The 22,305-nt window shown below is 50.1% G+C and carries 22 protein-coding genes and 1 tRNA gene; 12 read left to right on the top strand and 11 right to left on the bottom strand.

Annotated elements, in window-relative coordinates; translation table 11 throughout:
- The first annotated feature begins 5 nt into the window (after positions 1-5).
- Entirely contained in the window at positions 6-449 is a 444-nt protein-coding gene (locus LGV68_RS19545) for a DUF411 domain-containing protein (RefSeq protein WP_020331704.1), read from the top strand.
- Between the two features lie 65 nt (positions 450-514).
- Here the strand turns inward: LGV68_RS19545 and LGV68_RS19540 are convergent, their stop codons facing one another.
- Entirely contained in the window at positions 515-3,166 is a 2,652-nt protein-coding gene (locus LGV68_RS19540; RefSeq protein ID WP_222743379.1) for a beta-N-acetylhexosaminidase, read from the bottom strand.
- Positions 3,167-3,637: 471 nt separating this feature from the next.
- Between LGV68_RS19540 and LGV68_RS19535 the strand changes: the two genes are divergently transcribed.
- Positions 3,638-4,510, top strand: a complete 873-nt coding sequence (locus tag LGV68_RS19535; RefSeq protein WP_233927859.1) for a TraB/GumN family protein — start codon at positions 3,638-3,640, stop codon at positions 4,508-4,510.
- Between the two features lie 225 nt (positions 4,511-4,735).
- On the opposite strand, the gene LGV68_RS19530 is transcribed toward LGV68_RS19535, so the two are convergent.
- Positions 4,736-4,812, bottom strand: a tRNA-Pro gene (locus tag LGV68_RS19530).
- 230 nt (positions 4,813-5,042) lie between these two features.
- On the opposite strand from LGV68_RS19530, the gene LGV68_RS19525 reads away from it, so the two are divergent.
- The 3 genes from LGV68_RS19525 (at position 5,043) to rluF (ending at position 7,023) form a co-directional block, all read left to right on the top strand.
- Entirely contained in the window at positions 5,043-5,183 is a 141-nt protein-coding gene (locus tag LGV68_RS19525) for a DUF3149 domain-containing protein (protein ID WP_004724828.1), read from the top strand.
- 148 nt (positions 5,184-5,331) lie between these two features.
- A complete protein-coding gene (gene smrA, locus LGV68_RS19520) occupies positions 5,332-5,910 on the top strand; it encodes a DNA endonuclease SmrA (protein WP_047460169.1) in 579 nt (192 codons plus the stop codon).
- Positions 5,911-5,997: 87 nt separating this feature from the next.
- Positions 5,998-7,023: a 23S rRNA pseudouridine(2604) synthase RluF gene (gene rluF / locus LGV68_RS19515; protein WP_047460166.1), complete on the top strand. Its 1,026-nt coding sequence runs from the start codon at positions 5,998-6,000 to the stop codon at positions 7,021-7,023.
- A gap of 59 nt (positions 7,024-7,082) precedes the next feature.
- Here rluF and upp read toward each other — a convergent pair whose 3' ends face one another.
- On the bottom strand, positions 7,083-7,709 hold the full coding sequence (upp, locus tag LGV68_RS19510; protein WP_024373315.1) for a uracil phosphoribosyltransferase: 627 nt from the start codon (positions 7,707-7,709) through the stop codon (positions 7,083-7,085).
- A 316-nt stretch (positions 7,710-8,025) separates the two neighbouring features.
- Between upp and purM the strand changes: the two genes are divergently transcribed.
- Together purM and purN are read left to right on the top strand one after the other, a co-directional pair.
- Positions 8,026-9,066, top strand: coding sequence for a phosphoribosylformylglycinamidine cyclo-ligase (gene purM, locus LGV68_RS19505; protein WP_020331696.1), 1,041 nt, complete (start codon positions 8,026-8,028; stop codon positions 9,064-9,066).
- Between the two features lie 3 nt (positions 9,067-9,069).
- Entirely contained in the window at positions 9,070-9,708 is a 639-nt protein-coding gene (gene purN / locus LGV68_RS19500) for a phosphoribosylglycinamide formyltransferase (RefSeq protein WP_020331695.1), read from the top strand.
- A 60-nt stretch (positions 9,709-9,768) separates the two neighbouring features.
- Here the strand turns inward: purN and LGV68_RS19495 are convergent, their stop codons facing one another.
- Positions 9,769-10,614, bottom strand: coding sequence for a class II glutamine amidotransferase (locus LGV68_RS19495; protein WP_020331694.1), 846 nt, complete (start codon positions 10,612-10,614; stop codon positions 9,769-9,771).
- An 83-nt stretch (positions 10,615-10,697) separates the two neighbouring features.
- Entirely contained in the window at positions 10,698-11,273 is a 576-nt protein-coding gene (gene lpcA / locus LGV68_RS19490; RefSeq protein ID WP_024373318.1) for a D-sedoheptulose 7-phosphate isomerase, read from the bottom strand.
- A gap of 300 nt (positions 11,274-11,573) precedes the next feature.
- Here lpcA and fadE point away from each other — a divergent pair, with 300 nt between their 5' ends.
- Positions 11,574-14,018, top strand: a complete 2,445-nt coding sequence (fadE, locus tag LGV68_RS19485; protein WP_222777121.1) for an acyl-CoA dehydrogenase FadE — start codon at positions 11,574-11,576, stop codon at positions 14,016-14,018.
- 109 nt (positions 14,019-14,127) lie between these two features.
- Here fadE and LGV68_RS19480 read toward each other — a convergent pair whose 3' ends face one another.
- Together LGV68_RS19480 and dnaQ are read right to left on the bottom strand one after the other, a co-directional pair.
- Complete coding sequence (locus tag LGV68_RS19480; protein ID WP_252535921.1) at positions 14,128-15,378, bottom strand: TIGR03503 family protein; 1,251 nt, start codon at positions 15,376-15,378, stop codon at positions 14,128-14,130.
- Between the two features lie 8 nt (positions 15,379-15,386).
- Positions 15,387-16,127 carry a DNA polymerase III subunit epsilon gene (gene dnaQ / locus LGV68_RS19475; protein ID WP_020331690.1) on the bottom strand — a complete coding sequence of 247 codons (741 nt, stop codon included), beginning with the start codon at positions 16,125-16,127 and terminating at the stop codon, positions 15,387-15,389.
- Between the two features lie 59 nt (positions 16,128-16,186).
- Here dnaQ and rnhA point away from each other — a divergent pair, with 59 nt between their 5' ends.
- Positions 16,187-16,654: a ribonuclease HI gene (gene rnhA / locus LGV68_RS19470; RefSeq protein WP_020431897.1), complete on the top strand. Its 468-nt coding sequence runs from the start codon at positions 16,187-16,189 to the stop codon at positions 16,652-16,654.
- 2 nt (positions 16,655-16,656) lie between these two features.
- Here the strand turns inward: rnhA and LGV68_RS19465 are convergent, their stop codons facing one another.
- Positions 16,657-17,409 (bottom strand): class I SAM-dependent methyltransferase, encoded by a 753-nt coding sequence (locus LGV68_RS19465; protein ID WP_252535920.1) that lies wholly within the window; start codon positions 17,407-17,409, stop codon positions 16,657-16,659.
- Positions 17,410-17,446: 37 nt separating this feature from the next.
- Here LGV68_RS19465 and gloB point away from each other — a divergent pair, with 37 nt between their 5' ends.
- The 3 genes from gloB (at position 17,447) to LGV68_RS19450 (ending at position 20,523) form a co-directional block, all read left to right on the top strand.
- The gene (gloB, locus tag LGV68_RS19460; protein WP_020331687.1) at positions 17,447-18,205 is read left to right on the top strand and encodes a hydroxyacylglutathione hydrolase; all 759 of its coding nucleotides are present in this window, start codon (positions 17,447-17,449) and stop codon (positions 18,203-18,205) included.
- 72 nt (positions 18,206-18,277) lie between these two features.
- Complete coding sequence (locus LGV68_RS19455; protein ID WP_038129478.1) at positions 18,278-19,840, top strand: LysM peptidoglycan-binding domain-containing protein; 1,563 nt, start codon at positions 18,278-18,280, stop codon at positions 19,838-19,840.
- A complete protein-coding gene (locus LGV68_RS19450; protein WP_020331685.1) occupies positions 19,837-20,523 on the top strand; it encodes a YIP1 family protein in 687 nt (228 codons plus the stop codon). The genes LGV68_RS19455 and LGV68_RS19450 overlap by 4 nt, the downstream gene beginning before the upstream one ends.
- Here LGV68_RS19450 and LGV68_RS19445 read toward each other — a convergent pair.
- The 3 genes from LGV68_RS19445 to LGV68_RS19435 form a co-directional block, all read right to left on the bottom strand.
- Positions 20,492-21,355 (bottom strand): endonuclease/exonuclease/phosphatase family protein, encoded by an 864-nt coding sequence (locus LGV68_RS19445; RefSeq protein ID WP_222807896.1) that lies wholly within the window; start codon positions 21,353-21,355, stop codon positions 20,492-20,494. The genes LGV68_RS19450 and LGV68_RS19445 overlap by 32 nt on opposite strands.
- 141 nt (positions 21,356-21,496) lie before the next feature.
- Positions 21,497-21,835, bottom strand: a complete 339-nt coding sequence (gene glnB / locus LGV68_RS19440; protein ID WP_020331683.1) for a nitrogen regulatory protein P-II — start codon at positions 21,833-21,835, stop codon at positions 21,497-21,499.
- A 111-nt stretch (positions 21,836-21,946) separates the two neighbouring features.
- Positions 21,947-22,258 carry a cytochrome c gene (locus LGV68_RS19435; protein WP_020331682.1) on the bottom strand — a complete coding sequence of 104 codons (312 nt, stop codon included), beginning with the start codon at positions 22,256-22,258 and terminating at the stop codon, positions 21,947-21,949.
- Positions 22,259-22,305 lie beyond the last annotated feature (47 nt).

Below are 22,305 nucleotides of genomic sequence, written 5' to 3'. Positions count from 1 at the left end.
TTATTATGAAAACATCATCTCTCGGCATTGCGCTGCTAGCGGTTCTTTCCAGTCAGGCATTTGCCACTGATGTGATTAACCACAAATCTCCTTACTGCGGTTGCTGCGGCGAATGGGGCAAGCATATGGAAGAACAAGGATTTACGGTTAAAGAAGTGCTGCATAAAGACATGAATGGCATTAAACAGAAGCTGGGTATCACGCCTGAACTGGCTTCCTGCCATACTGCCGAAATCGACGGTTATGTGTTCGAAGGCCACATTCCGGCCGAAGACATTAAAGCGTTTCTCGCTAACCCGCCGAAAAATGCCGTTGGCTTAGCCGTACCGGGGATGCCAATGGGTTCGCCGGGCATGGAATACGGCGACCAGAAAGATGCTTACGTGGTTTATGCCTTTAACGAAAAAGGCCAGGTGTTCAAATACCGCCAATATCAGGGCAAGATGTAAACACCGCCGTTGAGCAAAATAAAAGGCCTCCCATTCGGGAGGCCTTTGTCGTTTCAATTAGCGCCTTAATTTAGCGTCGTTATACGGCTGGCTCGTTCACCGCTTGCCGAAAGCGAACGAATCCAGACTTTACCAGCCACCGCAGGGGCTTTCGCGGCGTCATAGTTCAACCACGTTTCACCATCCAGCGAGTACTGCAGAGTCACCCCCGGGAATTGAACGTTCATGGCCAAATGTCCGTTCTCGATTGTCGCCCCGGGAACAGGGAGGCGGTAATCAATGCCCGATTTCTCCAGTTTCGCCAGTTCACGCTGGCCAAGGATGTTAGCAAATCGGTTCCAGTCTGCATTCAGCGCATTGCGATTCACCTGTTTCGTGTCTTGTGAGTATTCCACACCCACTTTGTAGTCGTTCTCCCATGAGGCTCGGTGCCATGCACGCTCTGCTGCTGCCAGCACGCGTGGGAAGACCATGTATTCATACTGCTCGTCGCTGCGCACGATTTCCGACCACAACTGAGCAGACAGTCCATAGAAAGGTTTACCGCTGAACTCCCCTTTGCCACTGAAGCCGTTACCATCGCGATCCACTGACGTTTCAGCATTTTGCGGCAAGTTTTCCGGTGCAAAACCAAACAGCTTGCGGGTATCGGTCGCACGGGTTGCCCAGTAGTAGCCGCTCTCTTTCGGGTCAACTTCGTACGGCATGTCCATGTAGACATAGTCCGGGTTGGAAACAATCACGTCGTAGCCTTTCTGCGCGTATTCGTACGCAGAAGACGTGCCGCCCCAGTACAGTACATCCCAGAAGTTAACGCGGGTTGATTCGGTCGCAAACGAGTTGGCACCGTCACTGTGTTTCAGGCCATCCTGCCATGCCTGGAAATGAGGAATACCGTGTTTCACCACTTGCTTCGATACCTGCTCAGCAAAGTGGCTTGGCAGATGCTCAAAGTCACTCACTGCGCCGCTGGTGATCAATGCCTGACACTGCGGAGACTTGGCAAACGGTTTATCCTGTTGCGACAGGTCAATATTCCCTTTCCAGCTCACTTTGTCGGTCGCATTGATATCCTGGAATCCGGCGCCTAATTTGATGTTCTTCGCTTCATCACCGCCAAAATGCCAGGTCGTCAGCGGCATCCCCGCTTCCTGATGCATTGCGGCCACTTCGGCGATCACTTTGTCGACAAAGCGCTCAGAGGAATCAAGACAAGGGTTAATAAAGCTCTGGCGATTGTAGAACTGCACCGTTGTCACGTTAGATGTATCGTTTGGATCCATCAGACGGTATTGATTTGCAGCCGCCTCATCGCCTTCTTTCATCAGGCGCTGGTAGCGGGCTTCCATTGAGACCACCGCGGCACGCGCATGTGCCGGCATATCAATTTCCGGAATCACTTCGATGTGACGTGCTTTCGCGTATTTTAGGATCTCAACGTAATCGGCCTTGCTGAAGTACCCGGAACCAAAGTTAGAACTATCCGGACCAGAGCCCAGCTGTGGAAGTACACACTCAGTCTCACTCAAATCAAAGCAGCGCTGTGAGCCGATATCGGTCAATTCTGGCAGACCCGGAATTTCGATGCGCCAGCCTTCATCATCCGTCAGGTGCAGGTGAAGTTTATTCATTTTGTACGCGGCCATCTGATCCAGTGTTGCGAGAATCGCCTGTTTGGAATGGAAGTTACGCGCCACATCGACCATCACGCCGCGGTAAGCAAAGCGCGGTGCATCTTTCACGCTCACCAGCGGTAGCTGCTCAGCCTGATTGCTATCCACCAGCCCTAACACTGACTGCATGGCATAAAACACACCCGCCTCGTCAAAGGCACGAATGATGATTGCTTTTGGCGTCACTTGCAGAGTGTAAGCGCCGGATTTGGCCATCTCGCCTTTAAATAAAGCAGGGACAATACGCACATCCGTGGCAAGTTTACCGGTCAGGTTCACCCCTAACAGATTCGCTCGTTCCGTCAGCGCTGCATTTTGCGCCGAGTCCAACACTTGGTTGTTCCATGCGATACCGTCGGCAATCGACACGGAACCGGATTGCGCCGTGATGTGCGACGGAGTCGGGATCAACGCGGCGGAAACGTCTTGCAGTACCACGTCCTGGTTTTTGGCAAAGCGGGTCGCGGCAGTGGCAAAGATATTGTTATCGCCAGGCGTACGCTTCAGATTATCCCCTTCCAGACCGCTGACGAACTGAGACACTTGCTCGGTATCCAGCGAGACAATACGTTTTGGCTCGGCATCGGGTGCGGTGACGAAGGCCCCCGGCAGGAAATCAGTTTCAAACAGTTGCCAGTATTCGCCCGTCAAAGGCAACACCACGGTTTCGCCCGCGGCAAAGCCATCAAACTTCTCTGTTGGTTCCAGCTTGTGCAGATCACCCGTGACACGAGTAATCTTGAACTGGTCGTTGTCGACATTCAGGATCAGTCGAATACTGTGGAAATAGATGGCCCAATCTTTGGAATTGACCGCATCCCCCTGATTCACCAAGGTCATATTCACCTGATTACAAGAAGCCCATTCAGCACCCAGATCCTGACACGCCAAACCATCGTCCGCACCATGATTAGTGACAACGGTGTAGTGAACATCCAGATTATCCGCCAACGAATTCACCACAGATTGAGACGACGAATTCATCGCCGAACAGCCTGCCAGAGTTGCGACTACCGCAACCGCAATCATACTTTTCTTCAACATGATAACTTACCCTACTCACTTGATGAGAAACGCACAACCGATAAGAAACCAACCCGGGTGCTTCCTTTCATCTCTCAATACGACATCGGCCAACGGCCATACCTAACAAACAGCGTCACCATATCGTGAGTTATTTTTTAGCGTAAAATTATTCATCAAAGGCAGTGATCCCGTTCAAGTTTTAGATTTATAGATAAAAATAAAAATCCAAATATCAATAACTTAATCATTACGTCAAAATCGACAGTTCTAATTTAACGAGAATATTGGAAGAAAAATCACGCACTTTGAGCTGCATTTCACCCTGTGGGGTGAGTTGCATCACATTCTCTTTACCGCCAGAAAGAGGGTGGATGCCATGACAAAAAGGAATCTGTGAAGTGTGTCGAACGATTTTATTCGTCAAATTCGTCTAAAGTTCTTTAAAGTAACGTTTTTAGCGTCGTATTTTCGCAACGAAAAGGAATTGAAATGCACCGAATCACTCGCGGGATTATTGGGCTCATCTGGTTATTTGCATCGGCACTGCATGCCGAACCGCTCTACTGGCAAGCAACAAACGGTTCATTGCAAATCACGTTGTTGGGCGCTATCCACGTGGGAGCGCCTTCTATGTACCCTTTACCTAAACCCATTTACAAAGCGCTCAATCAAGCTGATGGCCTGATCATTGAAGCCGATGTCAGAAAGGATCAGAACGTCGTTTATCCGCAGAATCAGCCCAGTAGCAAGCAAGTACTGACTAAAGAACAATTGTTTATGCTGGATAAAATCGCCAAACAACTGGAGTTAGAGCCACTCGGTTTACGTCAGGCACCGCCATGGCAATCAGCCCTGTCGATTCAGTTTCGCCAGCTTCAGCAGCTCGGCTTCAACCCTGGAGAAGGCGTCGATTTAACCCTGATGTACAAAGCGACCGCCAATAACATTGCCGTCATTCCGCTCGAAACGGTCCAGTTTCAAATTGATGCATTGACACGCCAGCCGGATGCGGGAAAAGAAATGTTGACTGAAATCATTGATGACTGGGAAAAAAGTGAAGCAATGACCCGCTGCATGATAGACAGTTGGGTTGCTGGCGATCAGCAGAATCTGGAAAATATGATGAAGCTGAACGAATACTCCAATGAGCTGGAGCAAACGTTGGTGACCAACCGCAATCGCGATTGGGTCAATAAGCTCACCTCCGGCCAGTTCCTACCCAATCCGAATGGCCGCTATCTGATGGTGGTCGGCGCTTTGCATCTGGTTGGCCACGACAATGTGCTCGAACTCCTGAGCCAAAAAGGCTTTACCATTACCCGCCTCAATCAGGAAAAAAAAGCGGGCTGCCAGTTCTACTAACACCAAAGCAATATATAAACCTCCAAAGACATTGAGGTTTATATATAGAAAATAATAAATGCCAAATACGAAAAAGCCCCAGCATTGCTGCTGAGGCTTTAAATAGGGTCGGTGAAGAGGGATTCGATCGGACTGGCGCTCCAGCCCACGACCAAAGTTGCTACCCCGCCAAGCTGAAACTCCAAGTACGAAAAAGCCCCAGCATTACTGCTGAGGCTTTAAATATGGTCGGTGAAGAGGGATTCGAACCCCCGACCCTCTGGTCCCAAACCAGATGCGCTACCAAACTGCGCTATTCACCGAGAACGCTGGGTATATTACGGATTCTGTTTCGTGACGCAAGTGCTTTCCATGAAATTTTTTCGAAACACTGCTCGTTCGCCTAAAACTCAATCAACCACGTAAAAAATGTGACTAAATACACACCAACGTAAACATTCTGGCAACCTATGCAACACAATTGATCCAGATCAGTGTCGTCATGCTGAGCAAATTTTACCTTAGCCCTGTCTTCGAACGCTTTGGAGGAAACATGGACTTTTGGCTGGATCTCCTATTTGGTAATGCTGTGGGGCTATCATCAATGATAGTAATCTTTGGCGCTTTGGGTCTTATGCTGTTTTACGGCGGTTTCTTCGTCTACAAAGTCATGAACGACAAATCTCCTCACTAGATCGCTTAGCACCTATTGAAAAATAGAGTGACGCTATGCACCGGAGTAGATTACTTGTCTACTCCGGTTTTTTATTGCCTGTAAATGATCATATTGTCCGTTCGGTAGGTATAATTCCGGCATTCCACCGCTATTTCGAGATGCCATTATGTCTCAGGATGATTTCGATCTGTTCCAGCAGATGATGGGCGATGTTAAACCCATCAAACACGATACCGCTGAACTCAAGAAAAGCTACAGCGTGAGTGAAGCTCAGTTAGCAAAACGACAAGCTGCCGTTAGCCTCTCTGACGGCGACCCGGATTACCTGTCTATCGATCACGCGCCGATGATAAAACCGGACGATTTGATTGAGTTCAAACGCGACGGCGTTCAGGACGGGGTATATCGTAAACTGCGCCTGGGAAAATACCCGATTCAAGCCCGATTGGATCTACACCGCAAAACGCTAAAAGAAGCCCGGGATGAAGTGGTTTCCTTCCTCAAACAATGCATGACCATGGATATTCGGACGGTGATGATCGTACATGGCCGTGGTGAGAAATCGAATCCCCCCGCATTGATGAAGAGCTTTGTTGCCAACTGGCTGAGCCAGATTCAGGACGTACAATGCGCGCACAGTGCGCAGCGCTTTCATGGTGGCAGCGGCGCCGTGTACATTCTGCTGAAAAAAAGCGCGGATAAGAAAAATGAAAACCGCGAGCGCCACCAGAAACGACTTGGCTGAAGCGGGTTAACTGGTACAATGCGCGCTCTTTTGGCAGCAAACCTGCCTATTTATTAGCCATTCCGTTGTGAAACGTTAGGAGAACCTATGTCGCAATCAACCGAAAAACGTTTGAACAAATACATCAGTGAAACTGGATTTTGTTCTCGCCGCGAAGCAGACAAGCTGATCGAACAAGGTCGCGTGACCATTAACGGCCAGTTACCAGAGATGGGCACCAAAGTGACCGATAATGACGAGGTGTGCATCGACGATAAACCTGTGCGCAGCAAAGAAAAGCCAGTCTATATTGCACTGAATAAACCCACCGGTATTACCTGTACCACGGAACGTGACATTCCGGGCAACATCGTGGATTTTATCGGTCACCACAAACGTATTTTTCCCATTGGGCGTCTGGATAAACCGTCAGATGGTCTGATTTTTCTCACCAATGATGGCGACATCGTCAACAAGATCCTGCGCGCCGGCAATAACCACGAAAAAGAGTACGTGGTGCGTGTTGATAAACCCGTGACACCAGAATTCATCAAACAGATGTCTTCCGGAGTCAACATTCTCGACACGGTGACTCTGCCATGTAAAGTGACGCAGGAAACCAAATTCTCATTTCGCATCGTACTGACTCAGGGGCTCAACCGTCAGATTCGCCGTATGTGTGAAGCACTGGGTTACGAAGTCTTCAAGCTGCGCCGTGTACGCATCATGAACATTTCACTCGATGGGATTCCAAACGGTAAGTGGCGCTATCTGACCGACGCAGAAGTCGCAGAAATTCTGGCAATGTGTGAAGATTCAAGCGGTACCGAAGAGGCATCACGCGTTGACAGCAAAGGGGCACGTATTCGCAAAGCGACCGATGCCAAGCTGTTTGACAGCCGCGAAGAGAACCAAACCTCAAAAGCACGTCGTAACCCGAAAACGTTCCGCGGCCACAATGCTGACGAATTTCGTCATGCGCCGAATTCAAAGAAAGGCAAAGGGCGCACTGATCGTTCCGAACACAGCCGCACTGAGCGAAAACCAAAGACATTTGTTTCTCATGCCGCGGGCAAACCGAACGGTAAACCTGCTGCCGATCGTAAAGGCGGCACACTGAGCCTGAAGAAATAAATCGTAGTTAAAGAAAAAGGGAGCATTACGCTCCCTTTTTACTTTCTGTCACTCAGCTATTACTTGGTACCGAAGATTTTATCGCCCGCGTCGCCAAGACCAGGAACGATGTAACCTTTGTCGTTCAGCTTCTTATCGATCGCTGCCGTATACAGTTCTACGTCCGGGTGCGCCTTTTCCAGCGCTTCGATACCTTCAGGGGCCGCCACCAGAACCAGTACTTTGATTTGGTTGCAGCCTTTTTCTTTCAGCAGGTCGATGGTCGCAATCATAGAACCACCCGTTGCCAGCATTGGATCAACCACCAGCGCAATACGCTCTTCGATGTTGGATGCCAGCTTGTTGAAGTAAGGAACGGGTTCCAGCGTTTCTTCATCACGGTAGATACCTACCACACTGATACGTGCGCTTGGAATGTGTTCCAGTACGCCGTCCATCATGCCAAGGCCTGCACGCAGAATTGGCACAACTGTGACTTTTTTACCTTTGATTTGGTCAACTTCAACCGGGCCGTTCCAGCCTTCGATGGTCACTTTCTCAGTTTCAAAATCCGAAGTTGCTTCATAAGTCAGCAGGCTACCGACTTCGGTTGCTAACTCACGAAAACGTTTTGTGCTGATATCACCTTCTCGCATCAGGCCAATTTTATGTTTCACTAGAGGGTGTTTAACTTCAACAACTTTCATTTCCATCTCCGGCATAATTTAAATAAACCTTCGGATTATACACCTATTTCCCAGGCATGTTGACGTTTCTCCACCCTTTTTGCCTTACTTTGCCTGCATTTTGCCCGCTCAGTCGTTTGTAGCACGTCAATGTTATCGCCACTCATGCTCCAATCCGGCCAGAAGGCTCGTCTTTTCTGAGGGAAAACCCAGCAGGCTGTCAATAATATCTCCGCGAAAAGAGAACGAAAAAAACTGACGCAAACGTTTTCCTTTTTGATTTAAGCCCTGTAGAATAGCGCCGTTTTCATATCCAACTAGATCGAGGACTTTCCCCGTGAGCGGCAACAACACTTCTCTTAGCTACAAAGATGCAGGCGTAGATATCGATGCAGGCAATGCGCTTGTTGAACGAATTAAAGGTGCAGTAAAGCGTACTCGTCGCCCTGAGGTAATGGGTGGCATTGGTGGCTTTGGTGCATTGTGTGAACTCCCAACAAAATACAAACACCCTGTACTGGTATCAGGTACAGACGGTGTGGGCACTAAACTGCGTCTTGCTTTGGATATGAAAAAGCACGACACCATTGGTATCGATCTGGTAGCAATGTGTGTGAACGACCTAATCGTACAAGGTGCTGAGCCACTGTTCTTCCTGGACTACTACGCAACAGGCAAACTGGACGTCGATACTGCAGCTGACGTAGTATCTGGCATCGCAGACGGCTGTGTTCAGGCAGGTTGTGCACTGATTGGCGGCGAAACGGCTGAAATGCCTGGAATGTACGAAGGCGAAGATTACGACGTTGCTGGTTTCTGTGTCGGCGTAGTCGAAAAAGAAGACATCATTGATGGCAGCAAAGTAGCGGTTGGCGATGCACTGATCGCTGTCGGTTCAAGTGGCCCACACTCAAACGGTTACTCTCTGGTTCGTAAGATTCTGGAAGTATCGGGCGCAGATAAAAACGAAATGCTGGAAGGCAAAACCATCGGTGAACACCTTCTGCAACCAACCAAAATTTACATTCAATCTGGTTTAAAACTGATTGCTGAGCATGACATTCATGCGATTTCTCACATCACTGGCGGCGGCTTCTGGGAAAACATTCCTCGCGTTCTGCCACAAGGCACCAAAGCTGTGATCGACGGTAGCAGCTGGGAATGGCCGGTGATCTTCCAATGGCTGCAAGAGAAAGGCAACGTCAACACGCACGAAATGTACCGCACGTTCAACTGTGGCGTGGGTCTGGTGATTGCACTGCCAAAAGATCAAGCGCAAGCAGCGGTTGAACTTCTGCAACAGGAAGGCGAAAACGCGTGGGTGATCGGTGAAATCGCAGCAGCTCAGGAAAACGAAGAGCAAGTAGAGATCAAATAATCCATGAAGAGTATTGTTGTTTTAGTTTCGGGAAATGGTTCCAATTTACAAGCGATTATCGATGCTTGTGAAACAAGTATTCATGATGGCAAAGTAACGGCTGTTTTTTCAAACAAAGCAACTGCTTATGGCTTAGAGCGAGCTAAACAAGCAGGGGCGGCTCCGGTCTTTATTGATCCGAAAGCGTATGAGACCCGTGATGCTTTCGATTACGCGTTAATGCAGCAGATCGATGAATATCAGCCGGACCTGATCGTGCTGGCTGGTTACATGCGAATTCTGAGTAATGAATTCGTTCGCCATTACCTTGGCCGCATGATTAACATCCACCCATCACTCCTGCCTAAGTACCCAGGCTTGAACACTTACCAGCGTGCGATTCACGCTGGTGATGAAGAGCATGGTACCAGCGTCCATTTCGTGACTGAGCAGCTTGATGGTGGCCCGGTGATTCTTCAGGCTCGAGTGCCTATTTTTGATGAAGACACCGTCGATACGCTGACCAAACGCGTTCAATCTCAGGAGCACCGCATCTACCCGCTGGTTACACAGTGGTTTGTTGAAGGTCGTCTGGAAATGAAAGAAGGCAAAGCGTATTTGGATGGCCAGCCGCTCGGCATACATGGTTATGCAGACGAATAAGTCTCACTGAACACAAAAAAGGGTTGATATCATATCAACCCTTTTTCTTTGTCTTTTTCGCTATTCCAGCGGCGCTTTCGGGGACTGATCACCGGGCCGACCCGGTACAAACTCAATATCATTGAGCATACCAACATTGCTGTCGATCAGTTCACCGAAATGGAACAGGTTGTATTCGCCTGGCTTCATGCGTTGCCAGACTTCATTGCCAGTCAGTGGCTGAGTGGCAATCACCGACACCACGTCATTGGGTGTGGTTTCTTCCTGGAAGTTAATCTCTACATCTTCATCCAGCAACGCGGCATGGCCAAACGGGGCACGGCGAGTAATCCAGTAAAGATGATTGGTGCAATAGCTCATCACGTACTCACCATCCGACAGCAGCATATTAAATACGCCTTTCTCTCGTAATTGGTCACACAGCTTAGCGACGAAGGCAAACACTCCCGCCATATCCTGAGGAATATCCGGATAATGCTTTTCTAACTCATCCAGCAACCAACAGAATGCTGCTTCACTGTCTGTCTGCCCAACCGGGCGATGACGGCCCGACGGCAAATCCTGATAACCAGTGAGCTGACCATTGTGGGCGAACGTCCAATAGCGTCCCCACAACTCACGGGTAAACGGATGAGTATTTTCCAGATTGACCCCGCCACGGTTCGCCTGACGAATGTGACTGATCACCGCACAACTCTTGATAGGGTAATTCTGAACCAGCTCAGCAATTTTTGACTGACAACTCGGGGTGGGATCTTTAAAAGTGCGAAAGCCTTTACCTTCATAAAAGGTGATACCCCAGCCATCACGGTGCGGGCCAGTACGGCCGCCGCGCTGCATTAAGCCGGTAAAACTGAAACAGATATCGGTAGGTACATTGGCGCTCATGCCGAGCAATTCACACATGGTTTAAGCCACTCCTTCTTTAAACCACTTAGTCACTATAGCAACCATCAGCCCCCCCGGAAACGAGTTCCGGGGAAGCATGATTATTCCATCTCTTTTTCAATCAACTGAATCACGATGTGGATAATCTTGATGTGAATTTCCTGAATGCGGTCGGCGTAACCAAAGTGTGGAACACGAATTTCCACGTCCGCCAGCCCCGCCATTTTGCCACCATCTTTACCCGTCAGGGCGATGGTTTTCATGCCTTTCGCTTTGGCCGCTTCAATCGCTTTAAGGATGTTGCCTGAATTACCAGAAGTCGATAGGCCAAACAGGACGTCGCCCTTCGCGCCTACAGCTTCAACGTAGCGAGAGAATACGTAGTCATAGCCGAAATCGTTGCTCACGCAAGACAGATGGCTTGGGTCAGAAATCGCGATACCAGGGTAACCCGGACGGTTTTCACGGTAACGACCTGTCAGTTCTTCCGCAAAATGCATCGCATCACAGTGAGAACCACCATTACCGCAAGAGAGTACTTTACCGCCCTGTTTGAACGAGTCAGCAATCACTTTTGCTGCCGCTTCAATTTGTGCGATGTTGTGATCATCGCTCAGAAACTTGTTCAGAACGTCGGCAGCTTCGGTTAATTCACTTTTAATCAGATCCTGGTACATAGGTATTTTCTCTTTGTTAATCTGCTGGCAGACAAACTCTCGTAGAAAACAAGAGTTTCGTTAAGCTGAGTTTACCCAAACGATTTCCTCTGTCGATAGCCAGCGTCCAATCTTTGCAAGATTCGAACGCCGATCAAGCAGCAAAACTCTCGCTCAGAGCACAATTTAGAATTTTTGCTCTATTAAGATCACTTTTTAAGCACAGCAAGGTTTTACATTTTATTAATACTTTGATTACACTCTAACTGGTAAGACCACCCAATATGTAAATCAAATTCCGGTCTGAACAAGGATAAAAATATGGACATCTTGCTCTCAATCTTAGGTTTCGTGGTCGTGTTAAGCGGCTGCCTGTACCACAGAACCTCGTTAATGACTGCCCTAGCCGCGCTGACATTCACCATGCTGGTGCTGTCTCTGTTCGGCCCGGTAGGTATCATCGGCTGGGCGCTGTACCTGGCTGCAGTGGCCGTTTTGGCTGTACCGTCAATTCGTCAGAGCCTGATCAGTGGCAAAACACTGAAAGTTTTTAAGAAAGTCCTGCCTGCCATGTCGCAGACAGAAAAAGAGGCTCTCGATGCCGGCACCGTATGGTGGGAGGCAGAGCTGTTTAAAGGCAAGCCGGACTGGCAACAGCTGAGCAAAATCAAGGCACCGACCCTATCTGCGGAAGAGCAGGCTTTCCTTGATGGCCCGGTCAACGAAGTGTGTGCCATGGTGAGCGACTATCAGGTCACCCATGAACTGGCGGATCTTCCTCCGGAAGTGTGGCAATACCTGAAAGATCACAAGTTCTTCGCCATGATCATCAAGAAACAGTACGGTGGTCTGGAATTTTCGGCTTACGCGCAATCCTTGGTACTGCAAAAACTCACTGGCGTATCGGGCGTGCTGTCATCTACCGTCGGCGTGCCGAACTCTCTGGGCCCGGGTGAACTGCTGCAACATTACGGCACTGAAGAACAGAAAGATTACTATCTGCCACGTCTGGCCGAAGGCAAAGAGATTCCATGTTTTGCCCTGACCAGCCCGGAAGCGGGTTCCGATGCTGGCTCGATTCCGGATTACGGTATCGTTTGTAAAGGCGAATGGGAAGGCAAAGAAGTACTGGGTATGCGCCTGACCTGGAACAAACGCTACATCACGCTGGCACCCGTGGCGACCGTACTGGGTTTGGCATTCAAACTGCGTGACCCGGACGGACTGCTGGGTGAGCAAAAGGACATCGGCATTACCTGTGCTCTGATCCCAACCCATCTCAAAGGCGTGGAAATCGGTAATCGCCACTTCCCGCTGAACGTACCGTTCCAGAACGGTCCAACCCGCGCGCAAGATCTGTTTGTGCCGCTGGATTTCATCATCGGTGGACCAGCCATGGCAGGCCAAGGCTGGCGTATGCTGGTGGAATGTCTGTCTGTAGGTCGTGGTATCACCTTACCGTCGAACTCAACCGGCGGCATCAAAAGCGCAGCCATGGCGACGGGTGCTTATGCCCGTATTCGCCGTCAGTTCAAACAGCCAATCGGCCACATGGAAGGGATTGAAGAGCCATTGGCACGTCTTGCTGGTAACGCTTATGTAATGGATGCGGCGAGCAACCTGACTGTTGCCGGGATTGATGCGGGTGAAAAACCATCGGTCATTTCAGCGATTGTGAAATACCACTGTACACATCGCGGCCAGCGTTCAATCATCGATGCTATGGATATTGTCGGCGGTAAAGGCATTTGTCTTGGTCCATCAAACTTCCTCGCTCGTGGTTACCAAGGGGCGCCGATTGCGATCACGGTAGAAGGGGCCAATATTCTGACCCGTTCCATGATCATCTTTGGCCAAGGTGCGATTCGCTGCCACCCTTACGTACTGAAAGAGATGGAAGCCGCCTATTCACAAAGTTCAGAAGCGGTTGAACAATTTGATGCGGCTCTGGCTGGCCATGTCAGCTTCACCATGAGTAATCTGGTACGCAGTATTTGGTTTGGTCTGACCGACGGTTTCGGCTCGGCAGCACCAAGCAAGGATGCCACCAAACGCTACTACCAACAGCTCAACCGTTACAGTGCTAACCTCGCCCTGCTGGCCGACATTTCGATGGCGGTACTGGGTGGTTCATTGAAACGTAAAGAGCGCCTGTCAGCCCGTTTGGGTGATATTCTGAGCCAACTTTACCTGAGCTCAGCAACGCTGAAACGCTTTGAAAACGATGGCCGCCCGACTGAAGATTTGGCGCTGGTGCATTGGGGCCTACAAGACAGTCTGAAACAGACTGAAGTGGCTATCGATGAGTTCCTGGCTAACTTCCCGAATAAGTTCATCGGCAAAGCACTGCGTGTTCTGATCATGCCATTTGGCCGCGTACGCAAAGCGCCAAACGACAAACTCGACAGCAAAGTAGCACAAATCATTCAAACGCCAAGTGCGACTCGTTCACGTATCGGTCGCCATCAGTACCTGGAACCAACAGCGCACAATGCGGTGGGTAAAATTGAACTGGCGCTGAATGTGATCCTGCAAGCGGAACCTGTGTTCGACAAAGTGTGTAAAGCGCTCAATGAACGTCGTCCGTTCACACGTCTGGACGAAGTCGCACAACTTGGTCTGGAGCAAAAACTGATCAGTGAACAGGAAGCAGAACTGCTGATTGAAGCTGAGCAACACCGTCTGTACACCATCAATGTTGACGATTTTTCACCGCAGGAACTGGCGGCAAAAAAGTCCCAACCCAAGCTGGTCGAGGTCGCGTAACCACGCGCAAGAAGACCAGCCAGACAGCGAGTAAATAAGCGCTGCTGAGCAACAAAAAAGGAGGCTGAATGCCTCCTTTTCTTTTTATTATCCCTAAATACTCAAGCCATTACTTCTTCGGCATGTTGAGCTGCATTTCCGGTATCGCCTCTTTGCTGGCGCGCAGTTTGCGTCTGATAAACCAGCCTATCAGCACCAGAACCAGCACAACCACGTTACCGATCGCGATATACATGATGCTACGCTGACGCGCTTCTTCGCGCATCTGAATCATCAATTTTTCCTGCGCAATCTTACGCTGCTTGGCCGCTTCTTCTTCCTGCATACGACGCGTGGTTTCAATATCAATTTCGCCCACCACCCCGTAGGTGTGCTCTTTGATAGGGAAGTATAGCGGGCGCTGCGTCGCCAGATCGGTGGCGTACAACTTACCATACCAAGAGTAATTACCCAGTTCGCCAGTGTAAGGCACAGTCAGCGCCACTTTGAGCGAATCTTTATCCGCCTGACCTTCGGTCACGTATTGGGCTTTCTCCGGATTGGAGTGCTCCACATGGGCAGCGAGTGATCCAGGCTGAATCATGCCCTGCTCGCCACTGAAGATAATCTGGTGTGGCTGACCATCTTCACGCGACTGAATAAAAGTGGTTGAAATCGGACTGGGATAGACCAGCACTTCCTGCTCTTGAGCGCGCAAAAATACGCCATTACCGGAGGTAATTCGTACGCGATATTTTCCCGGTTCTGGCGTGATCGGCAGCGCGACAGTGAAGACACCATCGCCCGGCTTTTCATCCAGCCCTTGCCCGTCATCGGCAAACTCACCGATCACCATCGGCACCGGACGCGCTTCTTTCACCAACTGGTCTTCGTTTTCGACGTATTTGGTGAAGGTCACCTTCAGGTTGACGCGGTCAAGAAAATCGCGCAGTAACAGCGGCTTGTTATCGGAAGTCAGGCGCGCGGTGTATTTGATTTCTTCGCCCTGATAAAGACGATTAGGAAAGGCATCTGCCGATAGCTGTAAATGAGAGATCAGCTTGATGTTATTCTTGGGAGAAACTTTACCCACGGCCTGCCATGGGCCCGGCATTGGATTATCGATGGAAATGATATCCATCGACGACTCTTCATACCAACGCACATTATCCGGGCTACGCCAGGCGTAGTATTTCTTGCCATCCGGACGCACAAGCACCACCGGTTGAGAATTCTTCTCCCGGTAGACGACAAACGTAATCTGAGAGATGGTCGGGTCGACACGGAACCGGTTATCCAACAGGGACATACTTGACTCATTGCTGGCAAATACGCCCGTACTGAGCAGCAATCCCCACAAAGCCAATCCCATCCTCAACATAGTTTCTCCTACTGACGCCAGAGGCAAGTGCCACTTTTTTCTACAATATCCAGACGATCCTGGTGTGCTTGTATTTCATCGGCCGTAGCGCGTAAAACCTTTAGCGCTTTTCGTCCTTGCGATGCGCGTTTTATCGCACCCGCTCCCACTCCGCTCTCCTGCGACCCGGCAGAAAACTGTAGCGACGTCTGACCACCGGTCATCAGCAGATAAACATCCGCCAGAATCTCGGCATCGAGCAATGCCCCGTGCAGAGTACGATGTGAGTTGTCGATACCGTAACGTTCACACAATATGTCGAGGTTGTTGCGCTTGCCCGGGAAGATTTTCTTCGCCATGGCCAGCGTATCGGTCACCTTACACAACTGATCCGTTTTCGGCGCCTGAGTACTCAGTTTACTGAATTCATAATCCATAAAGCCGACGTCGAAGGGCGCGTTGTGTGCGACCAATTCCGCGCCGCGGATGAAGTCGAGAAACTCGTCGTGCACATCCTTATATTCCGGCTTATCAACCAGAAATTCATCTGTAATACCATGAACTTCGATCGCTTCCGCCTGAATGGCGCGGTCTGGCTTCAGGTAAACGTGAAAGTGACGCCCGGTCAGCTTACGGTTGATGATTTCCACCGCACCAATCTCAATGATGCGGTGACCTTCGTAGTGCGGGCCGCCTTCGAGGTTCATACCCGTGGTTTCGGTATCAAGAACCACGATGCGACTGTATTCAGAATTGTTGCTAGTATTCATTAGGATATGTGTGTCAGACTATGCCAATTGTGTGCGAAACCCAATAGTATCAAATAATCATGAAGAAACAGGTGGAAATTTTCACTGATGGTTCTTGTTTAGGCAACCCGGGACCGGGTGGTTATGGCGTTGTCATGCGCTACAAACAAGTCGAGAAAACCCTGGCGAAAGGCTACCGCCTGACCACCAATAACCGCATGGAAATGATGGCGGCCGTGGTGGCGTTAAGAACACTCAAAGAGCCGTGCCATGTCATTCTGACCACCGATAGCCAGTACGTGCGCCAAGGCATTACGCAGTGGATTCACAACTGGAAGAAACGTGGTTGGAAAACAGCCGACAAAAAACCGGTGAAAAATGCCGATTTATGGCAGGCGTTGGATGTAGAAACCGCCCGTCATCAGGTGGAATGGCACTGGGTCAAAGGTCACGCTGGCCATCGTGAAAACGAAATGTGTGACGAATTGGCGCGCGCGGCGGCAGAAAACCCAACCGAAGACGACGTTGGCTACCAACCAGAAAACTGAGGCTACTCAGTACTGGTTTTCGACTGCGAACCAGATTTCACCCGATAATTAAGCCCGACTGGTGACAAACGTCGTTTGATACGCCAGTGAGGCTTGATTGGCTTTAGTGGATAAGTCCGCTTACGGGCAACAATAAAGTACAGGCTGCCAAACGGCGCGCCGCACTCACCCAAGCTATTTTCCAGCCAAGTCCACAAAGGGCGATATTTCTGCATCGGAAACAGCGCATACTGGTCACATTCAATTACCTGATAATTCAGCACCCCCAGCCAGTCTTTAATCCGGCTGGGGGTAAACATACGTCCGCTCCAGGGCAGATTGTGTTTCCGCCACGGCATCAAACTCGCCAATCCGGTTAAGCTGATCGGATTAAATCCAGTCACAATAATGTAGCCATCATCAATCAACACCCTGTCGACTTCCCGCAATATACAGTGCGGATCGTTACAGTAATCCAGCTGATGCGCGACAATCACTGCATCAATGCTTTTTTCCAGAAACGGCAAGTCATACGCATCGGCAATCACGTTATGCAAAGGGTTCTGGATATCGAGCTGAACTTGGTGTTGAATATTACAATTACAACTGACGAGTTCGCAGCTCAGGCCACCCAGTTTCAGCATATGATAACCGAACAATTTCGGGCACCATTCATCGAGCCGGGTTTGAATCGACTCACTGACCCATTGGCCATTTTTCAATTGAGACCAGGAATGGGGTTTCTCAAGTTTTTTTTCACTGCGTGCTGGTTTCATTGCTAACTCGCTTCACCACGGTGACCGGAGATAACTCATGTTACATATCAAAAGCATACCCGCATTTAATGATAATTACATCTGGCTGATTCAAAATAGCGATCGCCGTTGTGCCGTGGTCGATCCGGGAGATGCAACACCAGTGTTGGACTACCTGTCCCAGCATGAACTGACACTGGAAGCCATTCTGATCACCCATCATCACAACGACCACATCGGTGGCGTACCGGAGCTGGTGCGACAATATCCGAATGTCGATGTGGTTGGCCCGTCTCAGGAGCCGATTCCAACCCTGACTCACCCGGTTGATGCAGGCGATCAAATCGAGTTGTTTGACGAGCGTTTTATGGTGCTGGGGTTGCCGGGGCACACACTCGGCCACATCGGTTATGTCGGTGACGGAAAGCTGTTCTGTGGTGATGTACTGTTCTCTGCCGGTTGTGGTCGCGTGTTTGAAGGCACCATGGAGCAAATGTTTACGTCGCTGAGCAAACTGGTTGCCCTGCCAGAGGAGACCGAGGTCTATTGCGCGCACGAATACACCGCCAGCAACGTCGCATTTGCGATGGCGGTTGAGCCGGATAATGAACAGTTACAAATTTATCGTGATGAAGTGATTCGACTGCGTGGGCAAGGTCACTCTACCCTGCCAAGCACCTTGCGCCGTGAAAAATGGGTCAACCCATTCCTGAGAACGCAGGAGCCGAGCATCATGAAGTCTGTCGCCAACCGCACCGAGCAAACGGATGCGTTATCAATATTTACCGCATTACGTGAGTGGAAGAACGAATTTTGACGTTTTCTTGCTTGTCATGTCATTAATACGGAAAGTATTATCACCAGCCAAGAATAAAAAAGGCTGTCTTACATGCGAGTACAATTCAGCTGGGTAATTGCACTACTATTAGCCGGATGCCAACTTACCCAGCCCTTGAGTCAAAATACATCAGAGACCAACGAGGAAAACACCCCTGCACCCCAAGTGACAACACCGACCAAAACGAAAAAAACACCGGTCGTTGTCCAGCCAAAAGTGCTGACTCCTCAGGAACAACAAGACGTATGGCAACGCATTGCCATGCAGCTTCAGCTCCCGATCCCGGAAGACAAAACCGTCGACTACTACCGGACGTGGTACATCAAACACCCAGGTCATTTGGAAACCGTCGCCAAGCGCGCCGAACCTTTTCTGTATCTGATCACAGAGAAAATCGAACAACGCAATCTGCCACTCGAACTGGCACTGCTGCCAATTGTTGAGAGCGCCTTTGATGCTTTTGCTTATTCGCACGGCAGCGCTGCGGGGTTATGGCAGTTCGTTCCGGGCACCGGAAAAATGTACGGACTGGAACAAAACTTCTGGTATGACGGCCGCCGCGATGTGGATGCCGCCACCGATGCCGCGCTTGATTACCTGACGTACCTCAGCAACCGTTTTGACGGCGACTGGTACAACGCCATCGCGGCTTATAACAGCGGTGGAGGCCGAGTTTCCAGTGCCATTCGCAAAAACACCAGTCAGGGTAAGCCGACCGATTTCTTCTCGCTTGATTTACCCCAAGAGACCAGTGGTTATGTGCCGAAACTGCTCGCGCTTGCAGACATCATTGCCAATCAGGAGCGTTATGGTGTCTCACTTCCTGCGATTGCCAATAAACCAGTGCTGAAATTGGTGGATCCGGACGAGCAGTTGGATCTGGCGATCGCGGCCAATTACGCCGGTATCAGCGTGAAGGAACTGCAAAGCTACAATCCGGCTTATAACCAATGGGCAACTGCACCAGACGGGCCTTTCCAACTGCTGCTGCCCATCGACAAGGTCGAGCGTTTCGAGCAGCAAGTCGAAGCCAACCGTGGCAAAGGCATGAAGCTGGTACGGTACAAAGTACAAAACGGCGATACACTGAGTGTGATTGCAACAAAACACTCCACGACCACCAAAGTGATTCAGACCGCCAACAATCTGTCCGGTACCTCGATTCGCGTCGGCCAGTATCTGATGATTCCTACCTCGGTCAAAGATGAGAAAGCCTATGCGCTGAGCGCGAGCAATCGCCTGGCCAAGACTCAATCATTGGCGCGCGGAAAGTATAAACTCTCGCATACCGTGCGCCCGGGCGATAGTCTGTGGACCATCGCTCGAGCCAACAATGTCTCCCATCAGGCCTTAGCCAAATGGAACGGTATGGGCCCGCGTGACACGCTGCGTGTTGGACAAAAACTGGTGATTTGGAAAGACAGCACCGATGGTGCCATCATCCGTACCGTGTTTTATCAGGTACGTAATGGCGATACGCTGAGTGACATTGCGGCACGCTTTAGCGTCAAAACGCACGATATCGTCAAATGGAATGATCTGGCCAACCAGAAGTATCTTAAGCCGGGTCAGAAACTGAAACTGTACGTCGATGTGACTAAGGTCAGTGTATGAAACCTTCCGCAAACCCGCTCATTATGTTGGTGGACATTTTCCGTTCACCAAGCGATTGTTTCGCCGCGCTCTACCAGCGCGGTATGTGGGGCTGGCAAACCTACATTGTACTCATGATCACGCCATTCCTGTTCTGGGGCGCGTACTTTGACAATGTCAGCTTTGACTGGCTCAAGCAAGGGCTGGAAGCTCAGTTGGCAACCACCAACCCGGCGCAGTTAGCCCTGCTGGAACCCAACACGCTGATGGCAAGTGAAATCATCAGTGATATCGTCAGCCGCACGCTGACGATTCTGGTCTTAGCCTTGTGGTTTCGTTTGGCAACTAAGCCTGTGCAACCGGCAATGGGCTTTTGGAAATGGTTTGCCGCCAGTACGGTGGTGATTTTTCCGGCAGTACTCGGCGATCTGGCCAGCTACGCCAGTTTGATCCTCAAGCACGGTCAGGTGATGAACTATGCAGCTGACCTCAACAGTCTTAACGGCCTGCTCAAACTGCCTCTCACCAGTGACTGGTCGCAGTTTGCCAGTGCATTTCCGCTCTTACTGCCATGGTATATCGTGCTGGGTTATGCGGCAGTCGGTACCTGGACACCGTTAGAGCGCGGTCAGGCACTGGTGATAGCGACTCTGCCGTGGATTGCCTTCTACCTTATCTGGGCGCTCTATATCCTGATAAGCTGAATTCAAGTAACAATGGATTATGATCAGAAGCGTCCGATTCGGGCGCTTTTGCTTTTTTCAGCGTCAGTTGTTTGTAAAACACATGATCGAGCGGCAAACCGTTAATAAATCGCGCGCGATTATCCGGGCTGAAAATCGCTTCTTTCACTCCCAAAGCACTGAGTGCCTCCGCCAGCACCTGAGTCCGTTTTTCACTCCAGCTGTTAAAGTCGCCGGCAACAATCACCGGCCCTTTGTGCTGGCGCAACTCCTTAATCAGCGCGCTGAGCTGCTCACGATACTCTTCTGTGCCATAAGCAAAATTGACCGCATGCAGATTAACCACCGCCAGTGTTTGCCCGTTACTCAGCGCGTACAGCGCATAGATACCGGATTTCGGCAAACGCAGCCACGGCTCCATTTCTGTGTAACCACAGGCCAGTTGCGGCATGCTGCGCGATAAATTCAAAACCCCGGCAGATTCCCCCAGCACCTGAAATGCATTCACCCGAGTTCCTGCCCAGTTGTGCTCCGCTATCCAGCGTTGCAGTGCGGCAGTCATGCTCGCTTCTTGCAGCAACACCAACTGCGCATCGCGACTAAAGCGGCTCAGTTCTGAGTCCCAGTGCTCACGGTTCTGCTTATAAATGTTCCACACCACCAGCTTAAGCGTGCCGTTCTCATCCAGAGCTGTGGGCTGCGGATCGTGATAGCACACTAACGGCTGATTTTCGTCGTTCTCACCAAGCGCAAACAGCTGTGGCTGTGCTGGCACAGTAAACACCAGCGAAAAACTCACCACCGTTAACAAAATCAGTGAAAGCGGCAATAACCAGAGAAGACGTTTTCTCATCAGCAGCAGAACTCCGTCAATCGACAACGAGCCAACGATAGCACCGGGAAAATATCTGGCTCAAGCAAAACCCGCCTAAATCCGGTCAACAGAAAGAAAAAAAGGAGCCAAAGCTCCTTATTTTTTTAATCGCGTTTTAGATTAGATCGCGTCTTCGTCTTCTTCGCCGGTTCGAATACGAATAACACGCTCGACGTCAGTGATGAAGATTTTACCGTCGCCAATCTTACCGGTCTGGGCTGTCTCAATGATGGTGTCGACGCATTGGTCTGCCACATCTTCGTTCACGACGATTTCTAGTTTCACTTTTGGCAGGAAGTCGACCATGTATTCCGCACCGCGGTACAGTTCAGTGTGGCCTTTTTGACGGCCAAATCCTTTCACTTCAGAAACCGTCATACCCGTGATACCAACTTCCGCCAGCGCTTCACGGACATCATCGAGTTTAAATGGCTTGATAATGGCTTCGATTTTTTTCATGTTCATCCCTTAAACTTCGTTTTGTTGCTGGCATTATCTGCTAGCCGTTGTAAACAATCAATAAAAAGCCCAAGCAAGGCTTGGGCTCTCTCACAAACTGTGGTGCAAAAATTATTTCAGGCTAGCAAAATATGCAGCCAGGTTTGCAATGTCATCATCGCTCAACATCGATGCCTGAGCTTGCATCACAGGAGCCAGACCGCCGTTACGCTCTTTGTTTTTGTACGCTTTGATAGCCGTCACGATGTATTGTTCGTTCTGGCCTTTCAGGTTTGGATAACCCGGAATAACCGCGATACCATCTGCACCGTGACACGCCGCGCACACCGCCGATTTTGCTTTCCCTGCTGCCGCATCACCAGCAACTGCGTTACCTGCTAATAGCGTCAAACCCAACATCATTCCCATTGCGACTTTATTCATTGCTCACCCTTATTTGTCCATAGTGATTATAAGTGTTTATGAATGCG

This window comes from Vibrio sp. LQ2 (genome assembly GCF_023920125.1).
Taxonomy (GTDB): Bacteria; Pseudomonadota; Gammaproteobacteria; order Enterobacterales; family Vibrionaceae; genus Vibrio; species Vibrio fluvialis.
The sequence above is the reverse complement of the archived record's forward strand: the minus strand, read 5'-3'. Positions and strand labels throughout refer to the sequence as shown.